The organism is Pseudomonas sp. GM102, from assembly GCF_000282555.1.
Lineage (GTDB): Bacteria > Pseudomonadota > Gammaproteobacteria > Pseudomonadales > Pseudomonadaceae > Aquipseudomonas.
Window position 1 is genome coordinate 52,085 of sequence record NZ_AKJB01000060.1, and the last position, 26,246, is coordinate 78,330.

Below are 26,246 nucleotides of genomic sequence, written 5' to 3' on the forward strand. Positions count from 1 at the left end.
TCGAGCGAAGTGTTGAGTGAAAGGGAGGCTCCCAAAGTTTGGGAGTGTGCCTCAAGATTGGTGCAGGAGAGGGACCAAGATTCGCATTCAGGACTCATCACCCTCACCAACAAACAAGGGCGCATGCAGAGCCCTTGCAATCAAACCGTTCTTACTGCGTACGCCACGACTCGACAACGTCTGCGCCAAACTCGATTTTCCATTCTTTCAACTGCCGATGGTTACCTCCCTTGGTTTCGATCAGCTCACCAGAGTTCGGATTTTTGTAAATTTTCACATCGCGAGCTTTACGGGCGGCCTTCACAGGAGCTGCTATTAGTGTCGAGGTACGACGGCCAGCCTCTGGATCTAGGATGCTAATGATGTTCTTCAAGCTGAAGCCGTACTCGCCAAGCAACGCCCGCAATTTGCTCTCAAATTCCATTTCTTTTTTCAGGCCGGAATCACTTTTCATCGACTCAAGCTCTGCGAGCTGTTCGGCCAGTTGTTGCTCAAGCTTACGAAATTCAACCAACCGAGACATGTGAAACTTCCTTCAGTTTAGGGAAATGAAAAATGAACATTCCAATGTTAAGCGATGATTAGCTCTTCGTCACCCATGCTGCCTTCAAGCACGAGCAAATCCACTCATTGCTGCATGAACAACACATTATTAATGGGTAAGAGTGCTGTCTGAGCTTTCTTTATGGTCCAATCGATTGCTGATGTAGTGTGAGTGTCTTCTTCCGCTTCCCCCTAAAAAAGCGATACATCGCACCTCGCGTTTAATACTGAATAATTCAAACGCTAACTTGATTCTGGCTCCATCTCCACATGGGCCAGCATCATGTCGATTACCATCTATCGCAACTTTTTGCTCCTTTCACTGACCATTGTTCAAGGCAGCAGCTATGCCGCATCTGCTCATGAGCAGGAACAGCTCAGCCTGGTCCAGCAACAACTCGACATTATCGAACGCCTTGCGACGCAAGCTGAGGTAGCCAGTACCTTTGAACCAAATGACCGCTATCGCTTCGACTATCCCCAACTGACTCAAGACATCCAACGCATCCGCCATGGTGTGCTGGGATACCTGTTTCCTTCCCGTGCGCAACCCCGCGATCCCGCTGAATTGGTCGGCGAATACCGCCTCGACACTCCGTCCGCGGAGCCGTCGCCATGACTGAAGCTCAGACCTCGGCGTTCCAAAACGCCTCCGGTTTCTCACCGCAGAGCAGTTCGACGCTCTGGCTGTCCCTGGTTCTCGCCCTGGCTTTGCTCTGGTGTGCCTGGGTGATGTGGACGGCTTACCGGGGGTGGGCCGCCGGCAGTGTGCGCTTTGGAGCCTTCGGTGGCAGCGCCATGCGCGTGCTGCTCGCATTGTTGGTCCTGATGTTCTTCACCCTTTCCTAATCCAGGAGATCGCCGTCATGCTCAAGTGCCTTGTCCCCCTGAAAAACAACCTGCGTGATCGCGCGAGCCAGCGCTTGATCGGTCTGCTGCTGGTGCTCGGTCCAAGCCTGGCTTTTGCCGAACTCCCGACCATGGAAGCGCCTTCACGTGGTGAAGGTTCCGGGTTGATCGAGACGATCAAAAACTACGCCTACGACGGCGGTATCCTGCTCGGCTTGCTGATCGCCCTGCTCGCTTTCTTGGGTGTGGCGTGGCATTCCCTGACCGTGTATGCCGACGTGCAGAACCAGCGCAAGACCTGGAAAGACCTCGGCGCGGTGGTTGGCATCGGCGCCCTGCTGGTGGTGATCATCATCTGGTTTCTGACCAAGGCCGCCGCGATTTTGTGAGGTTGGCATGAACGACACTATCGAACGTCTTGCCGACGGCACCTTGGTCTTTCTGCCGGAGCGACTCAATCGTGATCCCGCCGTGTTGCGCGGTTTGACCAATGATGAGATGTGGGTGGCACTCAGTGCCGGCGCACTCGTCGGTCTGATGCTGGGCGTGCCTTTAGCGATCGCCACCGCCTCGATTGCCGTGGCGCCGACCAGCATGATCGCAAGCATGGCGCTGGTGCTATTTGCCGGTGGCACGCTACTGCGTCGGGCCAAACGGGCCCGCCCCGAGACCTGGTTGTACCGCAAGCTCGAATGGGTACTGGCCAGCCGTTGGCGCTTGGGTCGCGGCAGTCTGATCCTCCACTCCGGCGCCTGGACGGTTCGCCGTTCGAGTCGACTGCGTCCTGCCCTGTCCCGGTGGCAGCCATGAGCCGATTTCGGAACAAGGTGGATGCCCAACAGGCCCATATCTTCAGTCTGCGCCTGGCGGTAATGATCCTGACCCTGCTCTGTGCCGGACTCTGGTACGGCTGGCGCTCGGCACCGACCGATCTGACCGTGCATGTCCCCCCGGATCTGCGCTCGGGCAGCACGCGCAAGTGGTGGGATATCCCCTCAGAGAATGTCTATGCCTTTGCCCTGTACATCTTCGGTCAGCTCAACCGTTGGCCCTCGGATGGCGAGCAGGATTATCGCCGCGCTATCTATAGTTTGCAGTCCTACCTGACACCCGCCTGCAAGGCCTTCCTCGACGGCGACTACGAGTACCGCAAGGCCGCCGGCGAACTGCGCCAGCGGGTGCGTGGCGTCTACGAAATTCTGGGTCGAGGTTACAGTGAGGATCCGGAACTCAGGGTCAAGCAACTCGACCGCGACAGCTGGTTGGTCAAGCTCGACCTCAATGCCGATGAATATTACGCCGCGGAACCGGTGAAACGGGTGGTGGTGCGTTATCCATTACGCGTAGTGCGTTTCGACCAGGATCCCGAGCGCAATAAATGGGGGCTGGCACTGGATTGTTATCAGGGCACTCCGCAAAAAATCTCCCTGCCTGGAGGTGAGCCATGAAGCGGATGTCTACCCTGGGACTCACCGTCGCACTGATGCTATGGGGAGCTGCAGCGCAGGCCGTCGAGCTGATGCACTGGGAACGCCTACCCCTCGCGGTCCCTCTGGTGATCAATCAGGAACGGGTGGTCTTTGTCGATGAGAATGTTCGAGTCGGCGTGCCCTCAACCCTGACAGGTAAGCTGCGCGTACAATCAACTGGCGGCACGCTGTACCTGCGCGCGTCGGAAGCCATTGCCCCGACCCGACTGCAACTGCAATCGGTCACGACGGGTGAAATCATCCTGCTGGATATCGCGGCCACGCCTGGTGATCAACCGCTGGAGCCCGTGCGTATTCTCAAGAACGCTCAGGAGCAAGCTGCCGAAGCTGACTCTAGCACCGTCCCGGCTCCAGAACGTACACCGATCCCGGTCGCTTTGACGCGCTACGCCGCGCAAAGCCTGTACGGGCCTCTGCGCACCGTGGAGTCCCTGCCCGGCGTACGCCGCGTCCCGCTCAAGCTGCGCACCGAATTGCCGGCCCTGCTGCCGACCGAAAACGTGTCCAGCACGCCCATCGCCGCCTGGCGACTCGGTGATTACTGGGTGACGGCGGTGAAGTTGCGCAATCGTGGCTTAGAGACGGTGCAACTCGATCCGCGCCAGCTTCAGGCCAAGCTATTTGCCGCGGCCTTCCAGCATGCTTTCCTCGGACCTGTCGGCAGTGCTGAAGACACCACGATTGCCTACCTCGTCACCCGCGGTGCCGGCCTCGAACACGCGGTGCTATTACCTCCGCCCGTTGCGCGAGGTGCTAGCGATGAAAGCTAACGCCTTGCTCAAATGGCTGGTACCGGCGGCGTTGTTGGCCGTGGTTTTGATCATCCTGAAAAGCTGGGTCGCGGGTAGTACTCCCTCTCCAGAGCACCCGGTTAATCAGGGCAACATTCAGTTATCCGCCGAGCAAGCCAAGTCGCTCGGCATTGCGGGCGACACCCCACGCGACACGGTCGCCACCCTGGTCGGCCAGGTGAAGGCCATGCGCAGCGACATGCTCGGTTTGAAGAAACACAACGATTCACTGCAGACGGAGAACAACCGCCTACGCGAGCGGGAAAACAGTGTCGATTCGCGTATCCAGACCGCGCTTGGCAGCGTGACCCAGCAGGTCGACGAAGGCCGCCGTCAAGCCAACGAGGCCCGACTCAAAGCCGAACAAGACAGTCGTCAGGCTCGCGGTTTGCTGACGCAATTGCAGGACCAGTTGTCGGGACTGACCGGCAAAGGCAAGGACATGCCGATCGGATTGGGGCTTGAGCCCGGCGACGGTGCTCAGTTTGAAGGGCAGCACTCTGCCAATGATGCGCTGCAGTGGATTGAACCCTCGGATGCTCCGTCCACCGACGCCCGAGGTAAAACCAAGACTTCCCCCGCATTGAGTCTCCCTACCGCCTTCAACTCACTGGAAGGCTTGAACGATAACGCTATTGATCGCAGCCAGAAACAGCTACGTGCAGTCACCCAGGGTGAGGGTGAGCGTGACCCGACACGATCCGCTGATCGTACCGAAGGCGCGAAGCCGGTCTACACCATTCCCGAAAACGCCACATTGATGGGCTCAGTCGCCATGACCGCGCTGATTGGCCGGGTCCCGGTGGACGGCACCGTGAATGATCCCTATCCCTTCAAGGTGCTGGTCGGTCCGGAGAATCTGACGGCCAACGGCATCGACCTGCCGGACGTCGCGGGTGCCGTGATGAGCGGCACGGCGTCCGGTGACTGGACCCTGTCCTGCGTGCGTGGGCAGGTCGAGTCAATCACCTTTGTGTTTACCGATAGCACCATCCGTACGGTGCCTCAGCCGAAGGCGGTCGCCAGCCGCAATGCCTCCACCACCCAGAGTTCGAACACCGACAAGATTCGTGGTGGACTCGGTTACCTGTCCGATCCGTATGGCATTCCTTGCATTGCAGGCGAGCGCCGCTCGAACGCCCAACAATACCTCGGCAGCCAGAGCCTCATCACGGCGGCCGGCGCCGGTGTCGCCGCCTTGCTCGGGGATGAGCAGAACAACAGCAGCGTGATCAGTTCGGGCGGCAGTACGCTCGGGGTCACTAGTAGCACGGGTAATAGCGCGCTGAATTCAATCCTCAGTGGTGGGGTCAGCGACATCCGCGAGTGGGTGAACAAGCTGTATGGCGAGGCTTTTGCTGCCGTGTACGTGCCACCGGCCGCACAGGTCGCGCTGCACCTCGACCATGAGATCACCATCGACTACGAGCCCAAGGGCCGGAGCGTTCGCCATGAAAAAGACCATGCCTCCCTGCCTGATCTGGATTAGCTTGCTTTGCTTAGTCCTGGCGGGGTGTTCCACCGACAAGGAGACGCTGCTGCCCCATGGCGAGCAAAGCATGCTGGACATCTGGAACGGTGTCGGTTCGCAAGGCACTCAGCAGCAACTGCTGGATGCTCGGCAGCAGTTACGCCGTCCGCTGGTCCAGGAAGATTTCTCCGCCTCTCTCCAGGAACCGTACACGCGCACCGCAGCGAACGAGATCCGCAGCCTGTTCCCTCGCCTGCCCAATCCCGATCTGGTGCTGTACGTGTATCCGCACCTGAGCGGTACCGAGCAGGCACCGGTCCCGGGTTATTCGACCGTCTTTCCGTTCTACCAGCGTGTGCAGTACGCATTGCCGGGTGAACGTCAGGAAGACTTGTAGTGCGTACCGGCGATTCGGGCCCCCCTACTCCTGCGTGGAAAGCCTGGCGCAATCCATTGCGCTCTCGCGCCACCTTGGCCGATGACGCCACACTCTATGCACACAACCCCAGCTTCACCGATCACCTGCCTTGGGTCGAGTACCTCGACACCGAGCAGTGTTTTCTGCTCGATGACAATCGCTCGGTGGGTGCACTGTTCGAGTTGCTGCCCATCGGCACCGAAGGACGCGAACCCGATTGGTTGATGGCGGCCCGCGATGCCCTTGAGGACGCCCTGCAGGACAGCTTTGACGAGCGGGATCAAGCGCCTTGGGTGGCGCAGTTTTTCTGCCAGGATGACAACGACTTCACCCCCTACCTGACCCGGCTCACCAATTATATCCAGGACAGCGCGCGAGCCACGGTCTTCACCGAGGCGTATTTAGAGCTCAGCCGCCGTCATCTGAAGGCCATCGCCAAGCCCGGTGGCCTGTTTGAGGATAAGGTGGTGACGCGCCTGCCCTGGCGCGGCAATAACCGTCGGGTGCGACTGGTGGTCTATCGCTGGCTTGAGTCTGACGCTGAGGAGACGGGACTCACCCCGGTGCAATCCCTGCAACAGGCTTGCGAACGTATCGCGGCTTCGTTGCAGGCGTGCGGGGTGCAATCGATGCGAGTCGATGGTCGAGGTCTGTATGCCTGGTTATTGCCCTGGTTCAATCCGGCCCCCTGTCTCACCGATGAAGCGCCCGAGGAGTTCTATCGCCGCGTGGCCTATCCGGAGTCGGGCGACGGTGAGTCGCTGGAACTGCCCTTCGATCATGACTTCGCCGAGCGGCTGTTCTTCAATGAGCCGCGTTCGGATGTGCAGCACGGACTCTGGTTTTTCGACGGCCAACCCCATCGCGTGATGGTAGTGGACAAGCTGCGGCGGGCACCGTTGATTGGCCAACTCACCGGCGAAACCCGCAAGGGTGACGCGGTGAATGCCCTATTCGACCAGTTACCCGAAGGTACGGTAATGAGTCTGACCCTGGTGATCAAGCCGCAGGACGTACTCGAGGACCAATTAAACCGCCTGGCGCGCAAAGCCATCGGTGAAAACCTGGCCTCGACCCAGACCCGTCAGGATGTCGAAGAGGCTCGTGCGATCATCGGTCGTCAGCACAAGCTGTACCGCGGCACCCTGGCGTTCTACGTGCGCGGTCACGATGAGCAGCAATTGCACCAGCGCTCGGTCAGCCTGGCTAACGCACTACTGGGTGCGGGCCTGCAGCCGGTACGCGAAGGCGATGAAGTCGCCGCCTGCAACAGTTACCTGCGTTGGTTACCGATGGCTTACAACCCGTCCCGCGACACGCGCAACTGGTACACCCGCCTGATGTTTGTTCAACACCTGGCGAACCTCGTTCCGGTCTGGGGTCGCAGCACCGGCACCGGCCACCCGGGCATCACCCTGTTCAATCGTGGCGGCTCGCCGTTGAGTTTTGATCCGTTGTCACGCCTGGACCGGGCCATGAATGGTCATCTGTTGTTGTTTGGCCCCACCGGCGCCGGCAAATCGGCGACCCTGGTCACCTTACTGATGCAGGTCATGGCCGTGTACCGCCCTCGCCTATTTATCGTCGAGGCCGGCAACTCATTCGGCTTGCAGGGCGACTACTTCGCGACACAAGGCCTGTCGGTCAACAAGGTCCAATTGAAACCTGGCGCCTCCGTCAGCCTTGCGCCCTTTGCCGATGCTTGGCGCCTGGTCGAGCAACCGGATCAAGTGGCGAGTCTGTCGATCGATGAGTGGGACGAGGATGCGGTAGCCAGTCGCGAGGACCAGCGCGATGTTCTCGGTGAACTGGAAATCACCGCCCGGCTGATGATCACTGGCGGCGAGGCCAAGGAAGAAGCCCGCCTGAGCCGGGCCGATCGCAGCTTGATCCGCGAGTGCATTCTCGATGCGGCGCAGACCTGTGTCGCGGCGGGTCGCCAGGTGCTGACCCACGATGTGCGCGACGCCTTGCTGCGCGTCGCCGCCGACCCGCACTTGCCGGAGAAGCGTCGCGAGCGTGCCCAGGAAATGGGCGAGTCCATCGACCTGTTTTGCCAGGGTTTCGAGGGTGAACTGTTCGATCGCGAGGGCACGCCTTGGCCCGAGAGCGATGTGACCATTGTCGATCTCGCCACTTACGCTCGCGAAGGCTACGAGGCACAGATGTCCATCAGCTACATCAGCCTGATGAACACCGTGAACAACCTTGCCGAGCGCGACCAGTACCTAGGCCGACCGATCATCATGGTCACCGACGAGGGCCATATCATCACCAAGAACCCGCTGCTGGCGCCATTCGTGGTCAAGGGGACCAAGATGTGGCGCAAGCTCGGCGCTTGGTTCTGGCTGGCAACCCAGAACCTTGCTGACTTTCCCACTGCCGCGCAGACCATGCTCAACATGATCGAATGGTGGATTTGTTTGAACATGCCGCCCGCGGAAATCGAAGAGATCGCACGGTTCAAGAAACTCACGCCGGCGCAGAAAGCCTTGTTGCTCTCCGCCAGTAAGGAGCCGGGGAAGTACACTGAGGGGGTCGTGCTGTCGAAGAAGCTCGAGACACTGTTTCGAGCCGTGCCACCCAGCCTTTACCTCGCCCTGGCCATGACCGAGCCCGAGGAAAAAGCCGAGCGTTGGACGCTGATGCAGGAGAACGGCTGCTCAGAACTGGAAGCGGCGTATAGGGTAGCTGAACGGATCGATAGAGCGCGAGGAATAGAACCCGCATAGGGGAATCTATTGAGGCTCTCGCTCTAAAGCGAGTGACCGGTTATTGCGGTACGCCCCGGAGCCGCTGCTGAATCCTCAACAGGAATCCGGCTTCGAAGGCATCCTGGCAGTCACCGACAGGAAAGGTCTTGCGGGTTTGCGCCAGCTCCCACCACAGGGGTATCTCACCGGTTGAATCAAGCCAAGCCTGAGCGCATTGCACGCCACGTTCGATCATCGGGGCAAATTCGTTGCCCCAAGGTGTCAGAAGACTTGGGCAACCATCCGCCGCCGGAATTGAAATGTAGTTTTCGTCCATACACACCCTAGATTTCTGAATTATTGTTAGACAAGGAGTACAGCTTCGAAAAGCTTAACGACACCAAATGAACGCTCGATAACAGGCATGAGCATCAAATGGCCTAGATCACTACCAATGTAGACTATATCCCGTGGATTGAGAGTCCCTCAAAGCGCAATTTGCGCGCATGACTCAAGACTACGAACAGCTTCGTCTGCAGCTGGCGGAAAACATCCGCTTGATGCGACGCGTGAGAAACCTTACCCAAGAGCAGCTCGCGCTCATGGCCGAGGTGGATCGCACCTACGTCAGTCAAATCGAACGATGCACGGGCAATCCGTCGCTGTTGGTCCTGTGCAAACTCGCCAATATTTTCGAAATTACCGCAGATCAGTTACTTGTGGAACCCGATACCCTACGCAGCGCCCTTCACGTCAAATAATAGTCTCACGTCTCACAAACCCGATAGACCCGCCTTCATAATTTCAACTGACAGTCTTCAGCCCGTAACTGAACCTGCCCAGGCCATACACCAAGAGCCTGGATCATGCCTGTTGCCTGCTCGTCAATCCCACCCACAAAGCTAAGGCCCTTGGCGCTGAGCGTCCTGTTAGTGTGCGGCCCAAGCATGGCGCTGGACAGCGGCAGCATCACGTCCTCCGTGCTTTCTTCAGGCTGTCTCGAATACCGGATCGTCGGCATTTGTTTCTGGCTCCTCTGCACGCCCTTCGGTTGCACAGTCAAAACCTCGATGAAGGTTCGTCATTTCATTCCTGAGTTGGTGGTCTCGAGCTATGCCACCACCGGCAACAACCCCTGGACAGAGATGGCCGCCCTCTCCTCTCCCATCAGCGGCGCGGAAGGTGGCGGCAACCTGATCACCCCGAACACCCACCGCGACAACCTGCCCCGCTTCAAGAACGTCGACGGTATCGGCCACCCCGGTGGCTGGGCCGCCACGCAACTGGCTTCGCAATCCGGCTATGCCTGCGCCAGCGGTGCAACTGCGCTCATGCCCTACTACCTGAGCACCCTGGACTCACTGGCCTGGCGCCAGGGCATCCCAGAAAGTTTCTACCCCGAGTCACTCATGCCGGGGATCCGTGAAATTGGTCGTCAGGCTTCGGGAAACATGTGGGGCAACGTCTATCCCCGCCAAGGCATACTGGTACAGCCCGACGACTTCAAGGCGGCCGCGGTCATGGCGCAACGTGCTGGCGATGTGATTACCCGTAACGGACAGCCGCATGTGTATGTACCGCTCACGCCCGCCAAACGCGACGGCTACTGGCCGCCTGGTCCGATCGTTGAAAACGACGCTTCGACCCACAAATGGCAATTGCTCTACCCCCAGGTTCAACCGACTTGCGCCATCTTCCCCAGCGATCCGGTACCGGGCGCGGATGGCGGCTACGCCTGGTCGTTGTGGCGGCCCTATAGCTGTTGCAAGCGTGAGGGGCAGACCTTTCTGTTCAGCATCGACTTCGAAGGCGGTGCGTCATGAGTCGGTTTCTCGGACGACCATGGTTGGGCGTGGTGAGTTTGTTGCTCTACGGACTGCTCGCCATGGCCATGCATGCCCACGCCGCTGAAGGCGATTACCGTCTGGGCACTCAAGGCGAAGTGCTCGACGACCGGGTGATGTACACCATTGGTGGCGGCTCGGCAGTCGGCTCACCGAGTTCGCTCTACCGACCCAGTGGTCTTGGTGTCGGTGGGTCATGGCGAGCGAACATGATGTGCGGAAACATGAGCCTCACCAACACCCTGCAAAACCAGCTCAACGGCGTCACCGAAGGTTTCCAGCAGATCATGGGCAGCATCGTGCAGAACGCGACCCAAGCGGTGATGTCGCTGCCGGCGTTGATTATCCAGCGCGCCAACCCCGGCCTCTATGAGTTGCTCAGTAACGGAGTGATGCAAGGGCGTATCGACTTCGACCGCTCCAAGCTGACCTGCCAGGCCATGGCCGAAAAGATGGCGGACAAAGTCGGTCAAGCCGGCTGGGGCGCGTTGGCCAAGAACCAGGAGATGCAAGGCAATCTGGAGCAAACCGGCGGTGATGCGGTGGCCGCGGTAAAAAATACCGAGACCCATAACGGCAACAATGGGGTGTCCTGGGTCGGCGGCCAGAAGGCTGGAGGTAGCGGGCAGACACCCATCCGGGTGACCTCTGACGTGGTGCGCGCAGGCTACAACCTGCTGCATAACCGCTCGGTGGATGACAGTGCCTCGATCAGTAGCAGTGATTGCCTGGGTGGGACTATTTGCCAGACATGGGCTTCGCCCCAGGAAGAATCCGAATGGGCCGTTCGCGTGTTGGGCGAGAGCGAAGTCGCAACCTGCGACACCTGCGAAACCCTTCGTGCTACCGCTGGCAGCGGATTGACGCCGCTGATTCAGGAGGCCTACACCGAGCGCCTCAAGGCCCTGCAAGGGTTGCTGTCGGGTTCACTGCCGCCTACCCCTGACAATCTGGCTAAAGCCTCCAGCCCGATGCTGCCGGTGACTCGTGGTGTGGTTGAAGCCCTGCGCGACGATCCCGACCAGGATCTGTTGGCACGGCGCCTGGCCAGTGAGACGGCCTTGTCCAGTGTGCTCGACAAAGCGTTGCTGCTACTGCGCACCCTGCTGGCGGGCAGTCACGAACCGAACATCGCCTCCGCCGAGCCGGCCCAAACCGCCTTGACGAAAAACATCGACGCTCTGGAGCGCGAAATACGCCTGCTGCAGACCGAACTGCAGGTCCGGCAGATGCTGGCCACCAACACCGCCAGCCTGGTGCTCGACCGGCATGCCGGTGGTGCCGATGCTTCGCGTACCGTCGAGCAAGGCGACCCCGAGCCCGGTCGACTCAAAGATGCTGACGCCAGGCGCAAGTGAGCCATGAAACGCTCACCGCTATTCACTTTGCTTTCGAGTCTGGGGATTGCCGCGGTGATGATCCTGACTGCCGCACTGGTCGCATGGATCGGCCGCACTGCGCTGGGTAGTTTCGAGGCCTGGCAGCAGGCATTCGAATCCGTACGGCCCTATCTGCGGTGGTGGCGTGCCCTGCTCTACGGCGCCCTCTTTGCGCTCTGGTGGGATCTGCTTCGGCGCTACCGACATCGACCACTGGATCGACTGCGCGTGAAACGCATCGGGGCATTAGGGCTCGTGCTCTTTAGCTACGTCGAGTTCACTCGATTGTGAGGTCACCACCATGCTCATGAGCACCAACAGCTACCTGGAGTTTTACCTCTCCCTGCTGGCCTGGATCATCAACAACGGCCTCTGGAGCGTCCTGTCCGACACCGGGCTGTTCGCCGCGCCCTTTGGTGCAATCATCCTGCAAGAATGGCTATCGGCCCGTCAGCAAGGCGCAGATGAAGGCAACAAGGGACTATTGTCGGTCCCGCGGATTGAGAACCGGCTGTGGTTGGCCTATATCATCGTGTTGTTCGGCTGCGCTCCGGTCTTTCCGTTGAGCCTCACGTCAATGGCGTTCGATGACGCGGCGAGTCAGCGCTGCGGCGTGAGTGTGGCCAAGCCGGCGGAAACCGCCTGGGGGACGACCTTCAATACTATCGGCGAACGCTCCGCCAACGTACCGATCTGGTGGTTTCTGGTGCATGCCTTGAGCAAAGGTGTGACCGCGGCGGCCACCGCCTCCATCCCTTGCGCACCGGATATCCGGCAGATGCGCATGGAGATCGACAGTTCGCGCATCGATAGCCAGGTACTGCTGCAGGAAGTCGCCGACTTCACCCGCGACTGCTATGGCTATTCCCGTTCTCGGCTGTTCACCAACCGTCCGCAGTTGGACAAGGCACTAAGTCATGACGCGTCCTGGATCGGCTCAAGCTATTTTCTCGACACACCGGGCTACTACGACACCGATCGTTCACGCACACCACGAGTCAGCTGGCCATATGACGAAAGCCGCGATGTTTCCTTGCCTCGGTTGGAGAATGGTGCGGGCTACCCCACCTGCAAGCAGTGGTGGAGCGACAGCGGTGTCGGCTTGCGCGGGCGCTTGATCGAGCAGGTTGATCCCTCGCTGCTGACTCAGCTGAAAGGTTGGTTGACTGGCCGTTCGAGCAACGAGATAGAGGATGCCACCCTGCGCGAACTGGTCAGCCCGCGTCAGCAATCGATGTCCATGTCGCCCGGACAGGTGTACCAGGACTATGGCTCCAGCGCTCGCGGCGGCTCGATCAATCAGGGGCTCAATAACCTCGCCACCAACACCGGGTTGGCCCTAGGTTCCTTCAGCAACTTCCCGGCAATGAATGCGTTACGCGCCGCCCTGCCGATGGTGCAGGCGTTCCTGATCATGGGCGTCATCATCAGCTTGCCGCTGATCCTGCTGGTCAGTACCTACCAGTTGAAGACCGTCATGACGGTGACGTTCGCGCTGTTCACCTTACACATGCTGAGCTTCTGGTGGGAACTGGCTCGCTGGGTCGACTCCAGCATGCTCGATACCTTGTACAATCAGGTTTCGGCTTCCAATCAGGTGCTGTTGTCGCTGCCCACATCCGGACTTATGGATGGGACGGTCACCGCGCAGGTGATCGAGTATGTGATGGGGGCGATGTTCTTGGTGCTGCCTGGACTGTTTTTGGTCGCCATGAGCTGGGCTGGCTACTCGATCGGCAACAGCCTTGAGGGGATGCTAGGTGGTGCAAGCAAAGCCGCGCATGGTGCAGCGGGCAAAGGAACGGATCAGTTGATGGGTGCTACGAAGAAGCTTATCTGACGTCATCAGATGATTTGAAATGACCTATGTAATGGCCATTGTCATCGTAGTTGCCAAGATAGGAGTTAGCCCCTAGGTAGTCAGGACCTGGATTGTCCTCTTCAAAATCCGTGTCGATGACAGCCTTGGACTGCAGAAGGGCAATCACAGCGATCACCACCACAACAGAAGCGACCAGCCAGAAACCGATAAAGAGCAGCCCTCCAATCATTGCCAGTTTGGCAATCAGAAAACTCCCGCGAACAAGTAATTTACCTGCGGGCATATCTGTTGTCTCCGCACGCTCAACCACGTGGGATTCAAACGTTCTCAACCTACGGTAACCACGCTTCACCGACATACCACAGACGTACGCCCAGCGGTGGGCACGTGAACTCTGAACAGGTTGCTGAATCGGCATGGTCTCGCCCTCTTCTGAGCGTTTTCATGGTTGAGACAAGAGTAATAGCGTACTACTGAAAACGGCCCGTGCCTGACCGTTTATCAGTTTGCCCCAGCCGAAAAATCTTCACTAGAAGACAGAAGACAAGCTCCGTGAAACAGCGTCTCTACAGTCATTGACCCATACAAATCGTCCGGTTAAATACAAGGTACGGATCGCTGTTATCGACAGCACCCTGCCCAGGCAGCCAGAACCTTCAAGGCTACGTCACTTCGGTGATGGTTCTTCCCCAAGTGCGATTAGCGTTCGGTAGCTCGCACGGTCACCGTTTCTACGGTGATGAACGCCTACTGCTCTCATGAGCGCCTTTCGAGCTCTGCTCGTCAGGCAAACCTTCTTGTTTTTCTTCAACCCGCCTCGGGGAAGTTCTTTCCCCCACGGGACAGGTTTCTTCGCGCTTTCAACGGAGGCACACCATGTCCGACTCACTTACACCGGAAGCACTAAACACCCTTCGGTTGCCCATTGTGTTCACTCCTGGCGCTTGGCAACGCGCAGTTCTGCTCGAACACTCAGGTATTCCTGAGAAGCTGCAGATCGATCGGCTGAGCAACGTATTGCGCGCAGCCTTCGAGGCTCACCTGGCCTATCCACACGAGCCCTATGTGGTGTTCGAGGTAGCCCAAATCACGTCACCGGGTCATCCACGCCATGACCCGTTGCTACAACTGAGCCTCAGCCTGCTCCTCGAGCCGGACCAGCCTGGCGCCTTGCTGATTGCGCTTGCAGGAGAACACCAGCGCTAAGCGCAAATTGGCGGCGCCCACCTCCACATTCGGACGGCATGCAAGACCTTCATCAATCCAGCCCATCACTCACCGGGGAACCCTCCCCCGGCGGGCAAGGCGTTCCTCCTTTTTTCTCTCGAGGAAACTGCCATGCGCGATATCTACCAAGACGTGACTGACAAGATCGTTACCGCGTTAGACCAAGGCGTTGCTCCCTGGATCAAACCCTGGTCCTCAAGTGACCCCGCTTACATCGGCCATCATCCCTACCCCATCAACGCCATCACGCGACGTCCGTATTCGGGCATCAATTTACCGCTGCTCTGGGCCGAGGCCAGGAAACAGGGGTTCACTCAAGATCGTTGGCTGACCTTCAACCAAGCTAAAAAGGCCGGTGGGCACATCCGTAAGGGTGAACACAGCACTCTGGCGGTGCTCTACAAGCCGATGGAGCGCGAGGAACAGACCGAGTCAGGCCAACCCGCACTCGATGAAAACGGTCAGCCCAAGGTCGCTCACTTCGGCATTCTCAGGACACATTTTCTGTTCAACATCGAGCAAACGGAAGGGCTCGAAATGCTCAATGAAACCCTGCTCGAGACAGAACCGACCGATCCCTTCCTGGCCAACAGCGCTGCGGAAAATCTGCTGTTAAGTTCGGGCGCAAACATCGTTCATCGGCCTGCCGACGAAGCCTTCTACCACCCGATCAGGGATCTCATCCAACTGCCGACAAAAGCGCAATTTCACGACGAAGGTGGGTACTACGCCACCGCACTGCACGAGCTGACACACTGGACCGGGCATCACGCTCGGTTGCAGCGCGAGGGGGTGACGTCATCCTATCCATTCGGCTCGCCAGGCTACGCGTTTGAGGAGTTGATCGCCGAAATGGGCGCTGCGTTTTTATGCGCCTATACCGGTATACAGGGGGAGCTGCGGCACGAGGGCTACATCGACTCCTGGCTCGGCCTGCTCAAGGCTGACAAACGCGCGATCTTTCGCGCCAGTGGTCACGCCCGAAGCGCCTCGGAATATGTACTCAACCTGGAGCAGCAACTGAAGCAGATGGTAATGGATGACTCACGATGCATAAACGATGGAGTTTGATCGTTACCTCACCGCTGCAAACGCTTCACAGGGCCCAACGCGAGTTGAGCCCTTTTTTTTCTGTTTCCAGAAAACAGACGGCATCATACGGCGGGCCCCTCACGCAAAGAACAAGAGAGGGGCGCACACCCGCAGCCTGTCATTCCGCATCCAGGTTCTGCGCCAGAAAGTCCACCAGCTCGAGCGGACTCCGGCTGTCGATCACCTTGTAGATCAGATCGCGTTTACTGCGCGGTAACTTCTTGACCACGCTCTTCGCCGAGGCCCTGACGGCTTCGTCGGTCCCATGGATACGTGCCGCGAGCAGCAGCACGAGCGTGGCGTCAGTGAGGTTCATGGCAAGACCCAAAAAAATATGCACCGCAGTGTACCGACTCTTTTCTTTTCCATACCAGCCCCACCAACAAAACGATGTCTAGCAGTATCGATATTCCGATTGCCGCACAAAAGGACACGCGCCAAAAGGACGGGTAAGGGTTGGAAGGGAATGGGGAGTCAAGGGTAAGAGCCCTATCCGAAAAGGCTAAAAGGCCACTGACCCAACCATTTCCCGGAGGTCACGATGCTCAGTCTGTTTCGCCACAAAAGGCAGAAGCCCCCTCCGCCCCCAGCCGTGAGCGTTGCCGAAGGTTACCTGCCCATTGAGTCGGCCCACAGCTTGTTAGCGGCAGAGCACCGCCGCCAGTTGCTCGATCGCATCTGGCAGTACACCGCCCTCTCTCACGCCCAATTCACCCAGCTCTATTTAAACCCGATCCATCGTTACGCCGAACAGGTCCAGCAACTCCCGGCCAGCGAGACGCATCACCATGCTTATCTCGGCGGCATGCTCGACCATGGACTGGAACTGGTCGCGTGCAGTTTGAAACTGCGTCAGTCCTATCTGCTGCCCACCGGCGCCGCGCCCGAAGACCAGGCCGCCCAGACTGACGCTTGGTCCGCCGGTATCGCCTATGGCGCCCTGCTGCATGACATCGGCAAGATCGCCGTGGACCTGCTGGTCGAACGCCAGGATGGCCGTGTTTGGCATCCTTGGCAGGGTGCCCTGGATCAGCCATACCGTTTTCGTTACCTCAAAGGCCGCGACTACCACCTGCACGGCGCCGCCGCGGGCTTGCTCTACACCCAGATTCTCGACCGCCCGATCTTGGACTGGCTGAGTGGATTTCCGTCACTGTGGGCCAGCCTGCTGTACGTCCTGGCGGGTCAGTACGAACGTGCCAGCGTGCTCGGTGAGTTGGTGATTCAAGCCGACCGTGTCTCTACTGTGCAGAACATTGGCGGTAACCCGAGCAAGGCGCTGCAAGCGCCGATTCATTCGCTGCAACACCACTTGATTAGCGGACTGCGTTATCTGGTTCAGCACGAGCTGAAACTCAACCAGCCGGGTGCCGCGGGTTGGTTGACTCAAGATGCACTCTGGCTGGTCAGCAAGACGGTCACGGACAAACTGCGAGCCTATCTGCTGTCGCAAGCGATTGAGGGCATTCCTTCATCTAACATCGCGGTGTTCGACGAACTCCAATCGCATGGGTTGGTTGAGTCCACCCCGGAAGGCAAAGCCATCTGGACCGCGCTTATCGCGCAGGGAAACTGGCAGCAGAGCTTTACCTTTCTGCGCCTTCAACCGGCGTTGATCTGGGGGAACGAAGACCGGCCCGAGGCTTTCAACGGAACGGTGAGCGTGGCAGCCGATGCCCACCCGACTGACACTCCGGCATCACCCGCCGCGCCAGGATCGCGTCAAAGCTCTTCGCTGGCAGATCCCAGGGCGATGGAGGATGCCGACTACCTCGGAACGTTGCTAGATATGTTCGAAATAGGAGAACCCGAGGTGCGTGATGCGCCGTCAGAAAATGCTCTCGAAACTTCACCCCCCCCTTCGGACAACCCAGGTCAGGTTTTCCTGAATTGGGTTAAGGAAGGCATTCAGAGCCACAAGCTGATCATCAACGACAGCAAGGCCAAAATCCACACTGTGAGCGGTACCGTGCTATTGGTCACACCAGGTCTCTTCCAACGCTACGCGCAGGAGTTTCCTGGTATCTCACAGGATTCCGATCAAGAGATTGGAGATTGGCGTTGGGTGCAGAAGCAGTTCGAAAAACTGAAGATCCACAGGAAGCGAGACAACGGTCTGAATATCTGGGCATGCCAAGTGGAAGGCCCCAGGAAGAAAACCACCTTGAAGGGATATTTGATCGAGGAACCGAAGTTACTTTTTGAATCGATACCACCAGATAATCCTTTTCTGAAAATCGAAAAAATTAAATTTCCGTAGTGCCCCCCATTGGTGGAGATCGAAGCGCAGAGTTGACTCTGGAGTGACTCGCGACTGGCCTGTTACCCTTCCCCGCCGGTGAATCGTGCCCAATGATGGATTGGGTCTAGCCCTCCCCCAACGCCCCAGCCACACTGACTAATCCTCTGCAACCTCTTCGCTTTGTAGCAATTTCTAAGCAAGCCGTAATAGCTGCCTGACAGGAGCACTACCGGTACTATGCTTGTACTTTTTCTCGAAAGGAGTCGAAACCATGCCAAGCGAATACTCACTGTCGGATGTACTGGGAAGGTTGTACGAAAATCAGCAGGCTCTGCAGGCGGCCATCATGGAGTTGGCCCTGCTGGTTGAGGAGCAAGGGGCGCAGGAGGTGGGTGGAAATGTCCGGGGAGCACTGTGGACCATGGGTGAAAACGCCGGCCATATCAAACAAGGCCTGGCGCGATTGAAGAAATTGGATATCGGTTAAATTCTGGGTACCAGTTCCGTTCATTTCACAGGCGGCTATCGCCAGAAGCGGACGTTTCGAATAGGAAAATGAAGAAACGGAAAAGCCTGAATTTGCCGTTCTCGATGGGCTAGATCTGTTTGCCATTGCGGCCGCTTCGGGTCTTCGGGTGGAGCGGTAGCCCTTCGTTCCGGAATCGCAAGCGGCCGCCTGACTCACCCTCAGCTGTTGCGCTGAAGGCAGAGGCTCGCTGCTAAAAACAAGTTATCGCTCACACCATTTCGTAGCCAGTCTAATCCCGCGCCTCATTGCTTCATCGAAGCTTTTCCAAGGCCAGCTTTCTTTGGCTAGCAGGACATCGTGACTACCGTCTCGCCCCCAGACACGAAGCCCCACCGGGGGGCAGGGTTATCCGGCTTACCCCAGATGAAATCAATCTTCGCTCTTCTACCATTTGGGTGGACGTAATCCACAGGATAAGGCCGTTCTACCAATAAGCTCATTTCGACTTCCTTGTCATCCAGCACTCCACCGACATACCACGCAATAGCCACAAAACCACTTCACGCCAGCAGGCGAGGATCCCCTATTTCCGCACAATATAAGTTACCCTAGTTCATCCATGGCCAGTCAAGCAGGGGCCTGCTGTTCGAAAAAGAACTGGTGGTTGACCTGTTCGCCGGTGGCGGTAGTGCCAGCACCGGCATTGCCCGCCCCCCCATCTTGTTCACGTGCTCTCCACAATTAGTTGATGCTTTGTAGTCTCGTCACGCGTAATCGCAGGCACTAGGCCCGGCCGAGAGTGGATCATCAAATATTGCTGCGTACGCTCGGTGTCAAAGACCTGATCTGCTGCTTCCATCTCGTCAATCAACTGCCGATCAACTGAGTAGTAGCCACAGTTCGGACATTTAAACTCATCAAAACTGCCTACTGGATAAGCTTTCTCGGCGCTATCACCACATACGACGCAGACGGTGATACTCATACGCACCTCCTTCTAAATGATCTATCAACTGTAGTTGATCCCGCCTAAATCACTCCTTCCACCGCCCGGCATGACCCGGCACGCCCCAGGTCAGTCTTGCGGCAGAGCTCAGCCAATACCTCAGAAAAATGATTTTTTAGTGGCGACACTATCTCCCAAACAATCGATTTTTTGAACCGATTCCCTTTGATATCCATCAATACAAGGGCGGTCATAACTTTATCGCGAGATCAAAAATTGCGTTACCTCGCCTGAAGACTTGGCCGTGGCAGTTTGAGAGGGATAAATGAATTAGGAGGTGACCATGTACTCCCAGCACACTAATGCCCATCGCACCGCTTGTCGCCGCTTGGCGATGGAACAGAATGAAAAACTTTTCGAAGAGGCGAATGCCCTCAATCGATCAGCATTCGACTTGCTGGATAGACCTGATCTTGATAGCGAAATGTTCCTTCAATATTTGCAACTTCGAGGGAAGGCAGATGCCAAGTTTCGTGAAGCGCTGGATCATCTCTCGTTAATCAATGAGCAATTCCCTGCACTGTCAAACGAACCAGAGACGCTCTTCGGAGGGAAGCAGGTAGCGTTCGCGTCATTAACCGCTCAGGGTCGATCTGAGTGGTCTGCGACTGGCGAGACAATTATGGTTCCGGCTTCCCACCCACGGATGGGACCAAAGGACTATTAATAACCCATTGCAATTGCTTGTGTGCCTTGCGCTCTCGCTCAACGGCAGCCTTCCAGTGTTCCCCGAAGGCCCTCCCCGCTCTAACGAAAGCCATAACCTCCGCAGTCGCAGCAGCCAGTTCCCTACGAGCCAGAGCCAAGTCTTTTTCGAATTTTTCAGTAGTCATTCTAACTCTCGGAAGCTATGCCTAAGCGTCCCTGGGCAAAGTTCGTGCATTTGACGGCCATCTCACTACGTAACTCACCTATGAGTTCCGCTACATTTTGCCCTAAAAACATTCCCACTGAGCAGAGCTGACCGTGATCGAGTTGGAGGCTTGCGGTGACCACCGGCAATCCCAATGAAGGAGTGGTCTAGCAGTCCTCCAACGTCCCACCCAACCCAGCTCATCCGCTGCGACTTCTTTGGAACCATTTCTAAGCAAGCTGCAATTACTGCCTGTCGGCAGTTGTAATTCAAGGTCTTGGCGATCGCCGAACCTTCGGCAGTCCATCTTCACGGGCGGCTCACAGCTCGTCGGAATAGTTTGTTTGCGCGCTTGCATGTGGAAGATCACCTGCTTAACTCTGAACCTCTGGTCAGTCAGTGACTAACTGGTCTGCTATTCGCAATATGGCCTACGGGCAGTCGCTCAACCCTCTGCACGTAGTCCAATTTGCTCAAGGAAGAGACATGATGCTGAAAACTGCGATCGTCGAGATTGGTAAGAAGTACAAGGTTTATACCGAGCATTATCTCAATGCCACCGCCGACAAGACCATTATTCTGGTCAACGGCTCGCTGGCAACGACCGCATCTTTTGCCCAAACAGTGCGCTACCTCCGGCCACGCTTCAATGTAGTCCTCTACGATCAGCCCTACGCCGGTCAATCGAAACAACACAACCAGCATGACCAGCCGATCCGCAAGGAAGACGAAGCCGAAATACTGCTGGAGTTGATCGAGCACTTTCGGGCGCAGCATGTGCTGTCCTTTTCCTGGGGCGGCGCGGCGACTTTGTTGGCGCTGGCCCAGCACCCACGACGAATCGAAAAAGCGGTGATCAGTTCATTCGCGGCGCGAATCAATACGCCGATGCGCGATTATCTGGAGAGTGGCCGGCACTTCCTCCAGGCCTGTGATCGGCGCAATGTCGGGCGCTTGATCAACAGCACGATCGGCAAGCATCTGCCGTCGCTGTTCAAGCGTTTCAACGAACGCCATGTCAGCAGCCTGGACGAACACGAATACCGGCAGATGCATTTTCACGTCAATGAGGTGCTGACCCAGGACACTCACTGCTACGTTTCCTGCGCCGATGCCATCGAAGTGCCGCTGCTGTTTATCAACGGCGAACGGGATGAGTACACCTCGGTGGAAGACGCCCGTCTGTTCGCAACTCATTCCCGTCAGGCGCAGTTTCAGACCATCAAGAACGCCGGGCACTTCCTCGATATGGAACACCCGACGGCCTGGAATGACACCCAGCAGGCTTTGCTGGGCTTCCTGCAACCGGTCGCCAAAATCCCGAGCCAGCCCCGCGATCTGGTTTTTGGTAGCAAAGCGTCAGTGATTCCGCCCCTTCAGTCAGCTAACTGGGTGCGGCTTTAACTGACGCAGTAATTCGATCTGATCCGCCGGGACCAAGGTACGCAAGGCTTTATACAGCGCGCGGGTTTCAAGCAGGTTCCAGACACGCAGCATGGTTTCGAGGGCGTCCAGTGGCTTGCTGATGAAGTCTTTGGCGCCCAGGGCCAGCGCGCGCAGGCGGGTATCGCGGGTGGCGTCGGCGGTGAGCACGAGGATTGGCAGGTATTCGCCGGTCGGGATGCGCCGGTTGAGTTGTTCCAGTACGGCAAAGCCGTCGAACTCCGGCATGTGCAGGTCGAGAATTACCAGGTCCGGCTCGAAGCTGTTGAACAGGTCCAGGGTTCGCAGCGGCTGGGTGCTGCTCAGTACATTGGTCAGCCCTTCGCGGACAAGCAACTGCTCCATCAAGTCGAGGTTGGGCCGTTGGTCGTCGATGATCAGAATGCGCAGGTCGGTGTTCACACGGGCTCCGGTAGATGCTGGTCAAGATGGGCGAGGAATGAAGGGATGTTAATCGGCTTGGTCAGCACCGCCGTCGCTCCCGCTTTCAGCAATGCCAGATGCGTGAGGTCGCTGGCATCGGCGGTGATCATCAGCACTGGAATGGCACGGGTGATGGAAGACTGGCGCAAGCGTTGCAGCACATTGAAACCATCCAGATCCGGCAGTGCCACGTCGAGCAATATCAGCTGCGGCGCATGTTGACGGGCCAGGTCCAGACCCATTTGCCCCTGCATGCTTGAGAGCAATTGGATGTGCGGTCGACGTTGCAGCAGGGTTTCGATCAGGGCCAGGCTCGAGAGATTGTCTTCGATGCACAGGACTTTGCCCTGGTAATCGGGAGCGGCGAGGGCGGCCGTGACCGTTGGGTGGCTGATTCGTGCAACCGGTGGCTCGGTGACCGGCTGCAGGCGCACGAAGGGCAACTCCAGGGTGAAGCTTGCGCCGGCACCGGGCTGGCTTTTGACGGTCAGGCTGCCATTCATCATTTCCAGCAGACTCTTGCTCAAAGCCAGGCCCAGGCCGGTGCCTTCGACGTTCGGATCGGTTTCCAGACGCTCGAACGGCTTGAACAGTTGCTCCAGTCGATCGGCCGCAATGCCCTTGCCGGTATCGCAGACCGACACGGCAATTCGCTGTTGATCAACCCTGACTTCGATGTGCACCTGGCCCTGGGGCCGGTTGTATTTGATCGCGTTGGACAACAGGTTAAGCAGCACCTGAACCAGGCGTTGCCGATCGGCGACGATCCCGCTGTCGGCGGCCAGCATCGGCAAATCGACCAGTTGGATGCCGGCGTCGCAGGCCATGGGGGAAACCAGCGTCAGGGCTTCTTGCAGCACCACCGCCAAGGGCACGGCTTCAACGTTCAGTGGCAGGCGCCCGGCTTCGATCTTGGCGATGTCCAGCACCTCGTTGATCAGGGTCAGCAGGTGTTGTCCGGCCCGCAGGATGTGACCTATCTGCGCCCGTTGCCCCTTGGGCGAGTCCATGTCCAGCAGTTGCGCGAAGCCGAGAATGGAGTTGAGCGGGGTACGCAATTCGTGGCTCATGCGCGACAGGAATTCGCTTTTGGCGCGGCTGGCGCGTTCGGCTTCTTCCCGTGCGGTGCTCAGTGCTATCTCGGCCACGCGGCGATCGGTGATGTCGCGGGTGATCTTGGAAAATCCGCGCAGGGCGCCACTGCTGTCGTATTGCGCGGTAATCACTACGCTGGCCCAGAAGCGGCTGCCATCCTTGCGGCAACGCCAGGCCTCTTCCATGTAATGACCATCGCGAGTGGCCTCGCGCAGCGCCATGTCGGGATGCTGCGGGCATTCTTGCGACAGATAAAATACCGAGAAATGCTGGCCGACGATCTCTTGTTCGGTGTAGCCCTTGATCCGTTCGGCGCCCGCATTCCAACTGGTGACGAAGCCCTGTGTGTCGAGGGCGAAAATACCGTAGTCCTTCACGCCGTCGATGATCAATCTCAGGCGCTCTTCGTTGTCGCGCAACGCTCGCTCACGTTCGGCCAGCAACAGCCCGGCTTCGACCAGGCGCGTGCCCAATTGACCAATCTCATCGTTCTCCGGCGGCTGCGGCAGTAACGGCTGACCGAGTGCCAGACGTTGTGCGTTGCCCTGGACCTGTTTGACCCGGGCGACGATGCCCTTGGACAGGAACAGCACCGCGACAATGGCGCCGAACAGTCCGCAGGCCGCGGCCAGCAGGGTGGAGAACAACAAACGTTGTCGAGTGGAGGCGGCGGCAGCGGTGCGCTCGGCCAGAAGCGTGTCTTCAAGGGTACGCATGGCGCTGATGCGTTCGCGCAGTTCGTCGAGAATGTGCTTGTTGTTGATCAGGATGGTGGTAATCGACTCGGGTGTGGCGCTGCGATCGTCAAGCAGTTCAACCAGACCCTCGACCTTGGTCTCGATCAACGGCGTGATCGCTTCCAGATGTTTGCGCACCCGTTCATCGCGAACGTTGCTGTCGAGCCGTCGCAGGGCGGACTCAATCAAGGGTTTGGCCTGCCGATAACCCGGCAGGAAATCCTCACGACGGGTCAGCAGATAACCGCGCACGCTGGCGGCGGCCTCGGCGAGCAGGGTGTGTACGGCCTGAATGTCGCCTTGCACCAGCAGCACCCGGCGCACGTCCTCTTCCGCGCGTGCGGTCTGACGCTCGGTGATGTAGATCAGTACCAGCGAGAGCAACAGGATTACCAATGGAAGGGAAATCACCACGAGGGCTTTGCCACGTAACGGCAGATCGGCCCAGCGTCGAGCGTTTGATACTTTCATTGCTGGCTCACCAGACCCAGGGCGATGCCACGGACGGCAGCCTGGGTTCGGTCGGCGGCGCCGAGTTTGCCGATGACCCGTTCCACGTGGGCCTTGGCCGTCCCCGTTGTGATGCCGAGTTGTTCGCCGATTTCACGGTTACTCATACCGTTGGCCACCAGTCCCAGCACCTGGCGTTCCCGTGGGGTCAAGGTATCCGGGGCGGCACCGCTGGCATTGCGCTCGGTCATGCGCCGCAGCAAGCGGGCGCTGACCGCGCTATTGAGGGCTTCCTCACCCGCGGCGACGCGTTGCAGGGCGTTGATCACTTCATCGCGGCTGGCGTCTTTGAGCAGGTAGCCCACAGCACCGGCATTCATCGCCGCTTCGAGGTGATCCGGGCTGTCGTCCATGGTAAAGATCACCACTTTCAGGGCCGGCAGGCGCTGCTGAAGAATCCGCGCTGCGCCCAGCCCGTTGAGCACGGGCATGCGAATGTCGAGGATGACGATGTCGGGCAACAGGCGCTCGCACGTGTCCACCGCTTCCTGGCCATCGCGGGCCTGGCCGACCACTTCGAATTGCGGATGGCCGGCCAGCAGCGCGACGAAACCGGTTCGGGTGACCTCATGATCGTCCGCCAGAACCAGACGTAAAACTTCAGTCATTGAGCTGTTCCATTGAGGTCGGAGGGTACGGTGGCGCGTAGTTGTGTCCCGCCGTGGGCATGGCTGACGCAAGTGAAATCGCCGCCCAGCAGGCTCGCGCGTTCCTGCATTGCGGCGAGCCCCAAGTGCCGGGCACCGCAGGTATCGAGTCGTTGTTCCATGGCAAAACCTTTGCCGTTGTCGTCCAGCCGTAGCGAGGCTTGTCCTTCGTGCAGCTCCAGCGCCAGGACGACGTGGCTGGCCTGCGCATGTTTGAGGATGTTGTTGATGCCTTCCTGGGCAATCCGGAACAGGGCGATTTCCACCTGGCTGGGCAAACGCGCTTCGCAACGCGCACTCCAGTTCACTTTGATCCCGGCGTCGCGCAGGCGATCCGCTTCTTTGTCGACCGCCTTCAGCAAGCCAAAGTCGTCGAGTACCGTCGGGCGCAGGCCGCTGATCAATTGCCGGCCTTCGCCGACACAATGCTGGGCCAATGCAAGAATCGTCTGTAAGTCTGCGCTGAGTTCGTCGGGCAGTGGCGGGCAGCGGCCGGCAAAACCTTGGAGGCGCTGATGCAGTCCGGCGAGGGTTTGCGCCAGGCCGTCGTGCAGGTCGTATGCCATGCGTTTGCGTTCGTCTTCCTGTGCCCTGAACAGCCTATGGACCAGGTCGGACATGGTGCGTTCGCGCGCGACCAGTGCATCCAGCAACCGCTGGTTTTCCAGGTGCGCGGCCAGCAGGGTGGCGAGCAATTGCAGGGATTCGAGGTCCTCGGTGTCCGGTGCACCGATGCTGACGCTGTTGGCCAGCACCAACGCACCGAAGGCCGCACCATCGCCTCCACGCAACGGTACCCGCAGCACATTGGGCAGGACCGCGCTCGGCTGCTCCTGCCATTGCGGGGTGCGCATCGCGGTATCGGCGAGGTGTTCGAGGCTGCATAAACGATCACGGCTGCCATGACTGGCGGTGGTCCTGACCTGCGCATCCGCGTCCCATTCCAGCAGTAACGCGTGGTCCATCGCGAGGAAGGCGCAGGCCCGTTGCAGCACCCGTTGACGCATGGCTTCGGGGGCCAGTTGTGTCAGTTCCTGGCCAGTATCCACCAGCAACCGCAACCGCGCGGCGCGACTTTGCGATTGCCGATACTGGGTGCGAATGGCCAGGGCGCTACCGGGGTCATGATCAGGGTTTTGCATGGGCGGGTTCTGGCGGGCACGCCCGTTCGGGCTGGGGCGTTATTAAACCTTGTTACCGGG

30 protein-coding genes are annotated in these 26,246 nt (G+C 58.6%); 20 read left to right on the forward strand and 10 right to left on the reverse strand.

What is annotated here, in order from left to right; translation table 11 throughout:
- Positions 1–151 precede the first annotated feature (151 nt).
- The gene (locus PMI18_RS14490; RefSeq protein WP_003174122.1) at positions 152–523 is read right to left on the reverse strand and encodes a histone-like nucleoid-structuring protein, MvaT/MvaU family; all 372 of its coding nucleotides are present in this window, start codon (positions 521–523) and stop codon (positions 152–154) included.
- A gap of 303 nt (positions 524–826) precedes the next feature.
- Between PMI18_RS14490 and PMI18_RS14485 the strand changes: the two genes are divergently transcribed.
- The 9 genes from PMI18_RS14485 to PMI18_RS14445 are packed head-to-tail and all read left to right on the forward strand — an operon-like array spanning position 827 to position 8,294.
- The gene (locus PMI18_RS14485) at positions 827–1,162 is read left to right on the forward strand and encodes an integrative conjugative element protein, RAQPRD family (RefSeq protein WP_007901039.1); all 336 of its coding nucleotides are present in this window, start codon (positions 827–829) and stop codon (positions 1,160–1,162) included.
- On the forward strand, positions 1,159–1,392 hold the full coding sequence (locus PMI18_RS14480; protein ID WP_007901041.1) for a TIGR03758 family integrating conjugative element protein: 234 nt from the start codon (positions 1,159–1,161) through the stop codon (positions 1,390–1,392). Before PMI18_RS14485 ends, PMI18_RS14480 begins: the two co-directional genes overlap by 4 nt.
- Before the next feature lie 17 nt (positions 1,393–1,409).
- Positions 1,410–1,781 carry a TIGR03745 family integrating conjugative element membrane protein gene (locus PMI18_RS14475; protein ID WP_003174125.1) on the forward strand — a complete coding sequence of 124 codons (372 nt, stop codon included), beginning with the start codon at positions 1,410–1,412 and terminating at the stop codon, positions 1,779–1,781.
- Between the two features lie 7 nt (positions 1,782–1,788).
- Positions 1,789–2,202, forward strand: coding sequence for a TIGR03750 family conjugal transfer protein (locus PMI18_RS14470; RefSeq protein WP_007901045.1), 414 nt, complete (start codon positions 1,789–1,791; stop codon positions 2,200–2,202).
- Positions 2,199–2,840, forward strand: coding sequence for a PFL_4703 family integrating conjugative element protein (locus PMI18_RS14465; RefSeq protein WP_007901048.1), 642 nt, complete (start codon positions 2,199–2,201; stop codon positions 2,838–2,840). Before PMI18_RS14470 ends, PMI18_RS14465 begins: the two co-directional genes overlap by 4 nt.
- Complete coding sequence (locus PMI18_RS14460) at positions 2,837–3,652, forward strand: TIGR03749 family integrating conjugative element protein (RefSeq protein WP_007901064.1); 816 nt, start codon at positions 2,837–2,839, stop codon at positions 3,650–3,652. Before PMI18_RS14465 ends, PMI18_RS14460 begins: the two co-directional genes overlap by 4 nt.
- Complete coding sequence (locus tag PMI18_RS14455; protein ID WP_007901067.1) at positions 3,642–5,162, forward strand: TIGR03752 family integrating conjugative element protein; 1,521 nt, start codon at positions 3,642–3,644, stop codon at positions 5,160–5,162. The genes PMI18_RS14460 and PMI18_RS14455 overlap by 11 nt, the downstream gene beginning before the upstream one ends.
- Complete coding sequence (locus PMI18_RS14450; RefSeq protein WP_007901070.1) at positions 5,125–5,541, forward strand: TIGR03751 family conjugal transfer lipoprotein; 417 nt, start codon at positions 5,125–5,127, stop codon at positions 5,539–5,541. The genes PMI18_RS14455 and PMI18_RS14450 overlap by 38 nt, the downstream gene beginning before the upstream one ends.
- Positions 5,541–8,294: a conjugative transfer ATPase gene (locus PMI18_RS14445; RefSeq protein WP_007901071.1), complete on the forward strand. Its 2,754-nt coding sequence runs from the start codon at positions 5,541–5,543 to the stop codon at positions 8,292–8,294. Before PMI18_RS14450 ends, PMI18_RS14445 begins: the two co-directional genes overlap by 1 nt.
- Before the next feature lie 40 nt (positions 8,295–8,334).
- Here the strand turns inward: PMI18_RS14445 and PMI18_RS14440 are convergent, their stop codons facing one another.
- Positions 8,335–8,592: a LasR-specific antiactivator QslA gene (locus PMI18_RS14440; RefSeq protein ID WP_007901072.1), complete on the reverse strand. Its 258-nt coding sequence runs from the start codon at positions 8,590–8,592 to the stop codon at positions 8,335–8,337.
- Positions 8,593–8,761: 169 nt separating this feature from the next.
- Here PMI18_RS14440 and PMI18_RS14435 point away from each other — a divergent pair, with 169 nt between their 5' ends.
- The gene (locus PMI18_RS14435; protein WP_007901074.1) at positions 8,762–9,016 is read left to right on the forward strand and encodes a helix-turn-helix domain-containing protein; all 255 of its coding nucleotides are present in this window, start codon (positions 8,762–8,764) and stop codon (positions 9,014–9,016) included.
- 35 nt (positions 9,017–9,051) lie between these two features.
- On the opposite strand, the gene PMI18_RS31545 is transcribed toward PMI18_RS14435, so the two are convergent.
- Complete coding sequence (locus PMI18_RS31545; RefSeq protein WP_238542609.1) at positions 9,052–9,276, reverse strand: hypothetical protein; 225 nt, start codon at positions 9,274–9,276, stop codon at positions 9,052–9,054.
- Here PMI18_RS31545 and PMI18_RS14430 point away from each other — a divergent pair.
- From PMI18_RS14430 to PMI18_RS14415, 4 genes are read left to right on the forward strand one after another with little or no spacing between them, the layout of a single operon-like run.
- Positions 9,203–10,078 carry a TIGR03756 family integrating conjugative element protein gene (locus PMI18_RS14430; protein ID WP_238542606.1) on the forward strand — a complete coding sequence of 292 codons (876 nt, stop codon included), beginning with the start codon at positions 9,203–9,205 and terminating at the stop codon, positions 10,076–10,078. The two genes, PMI18_RS31545 and PMI18_RS14430, sit on opposite strands and share 74 nt — an antisense overlap.
- The gene (locus tag PMI18_RS14425) at positions 10,075–11,457 is read left to right on the forward strand and encodes an integrating conjugative element protein (RefSeq protein ID WP_007901080.1); all 1,383 of its coding nucleotides are present in this window, start codon (positions 10,075–10,077) and stop codon (positions 11,455–11,457) included. The genes PMI18_RS14430 and PMI18_RS14425 overlap by 4 nt, the downstream gene beginning before the upstream one ends.
- 3 nt (positions 11,458–11,460) lie before the next feature.
- Positions 11,461–11,769, forward strand: a complete 309-nt coding sequence (locus tag PMI18_RS14420; protein WP_007901082.1) for a hypothetical protein — start codon at positions 11,461–11,463, stop codon at positions 11,767–11,769.
- A gap of 10 nt (positions 11,770–11,779) precedes the next feature.
- Entirely contained in the window at positions 11,780–13,318 is a 1,539-nt protein-coding gene (locus tag PMI18_RS14415) for a conjugal transfer protein TraG N-terminal domain-containing protein (protein ID WP_007901085.1), read from the forward strand.
- Here PMI18_RS14415 and PMI18_RS14410 read toward each other — a convergent pair.
- A complete protein-coding gene (locus PMI18_RS14410; RefSeq protein WP_007901087.1) occupies positions 13,311–13,718 on the reverse strand; it encodes a DUF3742 family protein in 408 nt (135 codons plus the stop codon). The genes PMI18_RS14415 and PMI18_RS14410 overlap by 8 nt on opposite strands.
- A 458-nt stretch (positions 13,719–14,176) precedes the next feature.
- Between PMI18_RS14410 and PMI18_RS14405 the strand changes: the two genes are divergently transcribed.
- Positions 14,177–14,506 carry a hypothetical protein gene (locus PMI18_RS14405; RefSeq protein WP_007901089.1) on the forward strand — a complete coding sequence of 110 codons (330 nt, stop codon included), beginning with the start codon at positions 14,177–14,179 and terminating at the stop codon, positions 14,504–14,506.
- Between the two features lie 132 nt (positions 14,507–14,638).
- Entirely contained in the window at positions 14,639–15,598 is a 960-nt protein-coding gene (locus PMI18_RS14400; protein ID WP_007901091.1) for an ArdC family protein, read from the forward strand.
- 139 nt (positions 15,599–15,737) lie between these two features.
- Here PMI18_RS14400 and PMI18_RS14395 read toward each other — a convergent pair whose 3' ends face one another.
- Entirely contained in the window at positions 15,738–15,935 is a 198-nt protein-coding gene (locus tag PMI18_RS14395) for a DUF7740 domain-containing protein (protein ID WP_007901093.1), read from the reverse strand.
- A gap of 225 nt (positions 15,936–16,160) precedes the next feature.
- On the opposite strand from PMI18_RS14395, the gene mobH reads away from it, so the two are divergent.
- Together mobH and PMI18_RS14385 are read left to right on the forward strand one after the other, a co-directional pair.
- Entirely contained in the window at positions 16,161–17,879 is a 1,719-nt protein-coding gene (gene mobH / locus PMI18_RS14390; protein WP_007901095.1) for a MobH family relaxase, read from the forward strand.
- 253 nt (positions 17,880–18,132) lie between these two features.
- Complete coding sequence (locus PMI18_RS14385; RefSeq protein WP_007901097.1) at positions 18,133–18,348, forward strand: hypothetical protein; 216 nt, start codon at positions 18,133–18,135, stop codon at positions 18,346–18,348.
- 706 nt (positions 18,349–19,054) lie between these two features.
- Here PMI18_RS14385 and PMI18_RS14380 read toward each other — a convergent pair.
- Positions 19,055–19,315 carry a hypothetical protein gene (locus tag PMI18_RS14380; RefSeq protein ID WP_007901099.1) on the reverse strand — a complete coding sequence of 87 codons (261 nt, stop codon included), beginning with the start codon at positions 19,313–19,315 and terminating at the stop codon, positions 19,055–19,057.
- Positions 19,316–19,619: 304 nt separating this feature from the next.
- Between PMI18_RS14380 and PMI18_RS31340 the strand changes: the two genes are divergently transcribed.
- Together PMI18_RS31340 and PMI18_RS14375 are read left to right on the forward strand one after the other, a co-directional pair.
- Entirely contained in the window at positions 19,620–20,003 is a 384-nt protein-coding gene (locus PMI18_RS31340; RefSeq protein WP_007901104.1) for a hypothetical protein, read from the forward strand.
- Between the two features lie 672 nt (positions 20,004–20,675).
- Positions 20,676–21,593 carry an alpha/beta fold hydrolase gene (locus PMI18_RS14375; protein WP_007901110.1) on the forward strand — a complete coding sequence of 306 codons (918 nt, stop codon included), beginning with the start codon at positions 20,676–20,678 and terminating at the stop codon, positions 21,591–21,593.
- On the opposite strand, the gene PMI18_RS14370 is transcribed toward PMI18_RS14375, so the two are convergent.
- From PMI18_RS14370 to PMI18_RS14355, 4 genes are read right to left on the reverse strand one after another with little or no spacing between them, the layout of a single operon-like run.
- Positions 21,570–22,034 (reverse strand): response regulator, encoded by a 465-nt coding sequence (locus PMI18_RS14370; RefSeq protein ID WP_007901111.1) that lies wholly within the window; start codon positions 22,032–22,034, stop codon positions 21,570–21,572. The genes PMI18_RS14375 and PMI18_RS14370 overlap by 24 nt on opposite strands.
- The gene (locus tag PMI18_RS14365; RefSeq protein ID WP_007901112.1) at positions 22,031–24,358 is read right to left on the reverse strand and encodes an ATP-binding protein; all 2,328 of its coding nucleotides are present in this window, start codon (positions 24,356–24,358) and stop codon (positions 22,031–22,033) included. Before PMI18_RS14365 ends, PMI18_RS14370 begins: the two co-directional genes overlap by 4 nt.
- A complete protein-coding gene (locus tag PMI18_RS14360; protein ID WP_007901113.1) occupies positions 24,355–25,005 on the reverse strand; it encodes a response regulator in 651 nt (216 codons plus the stop codon). Before PMI18_RS14360 ends, PMI18_RS14365 begins: the two co-directional genes overlap by 4 nt.
- A complete protein-coding gene (locus PMI18_RS14355; RefSeq protein ID WP_007901114.1) occupies positions 25,002–26,186 on the reverse strand; it encodes a sensor histidine kinase in 1,185 nt (394 codons plus the stop codon). The genes PMI18_RS14360 and PMI18_RS14355 overlap by 4 nt, the downstream gene beginning before the upstream one ends.
- Positions 26,187–26,246: the final 60 nt, after the last annotated feature.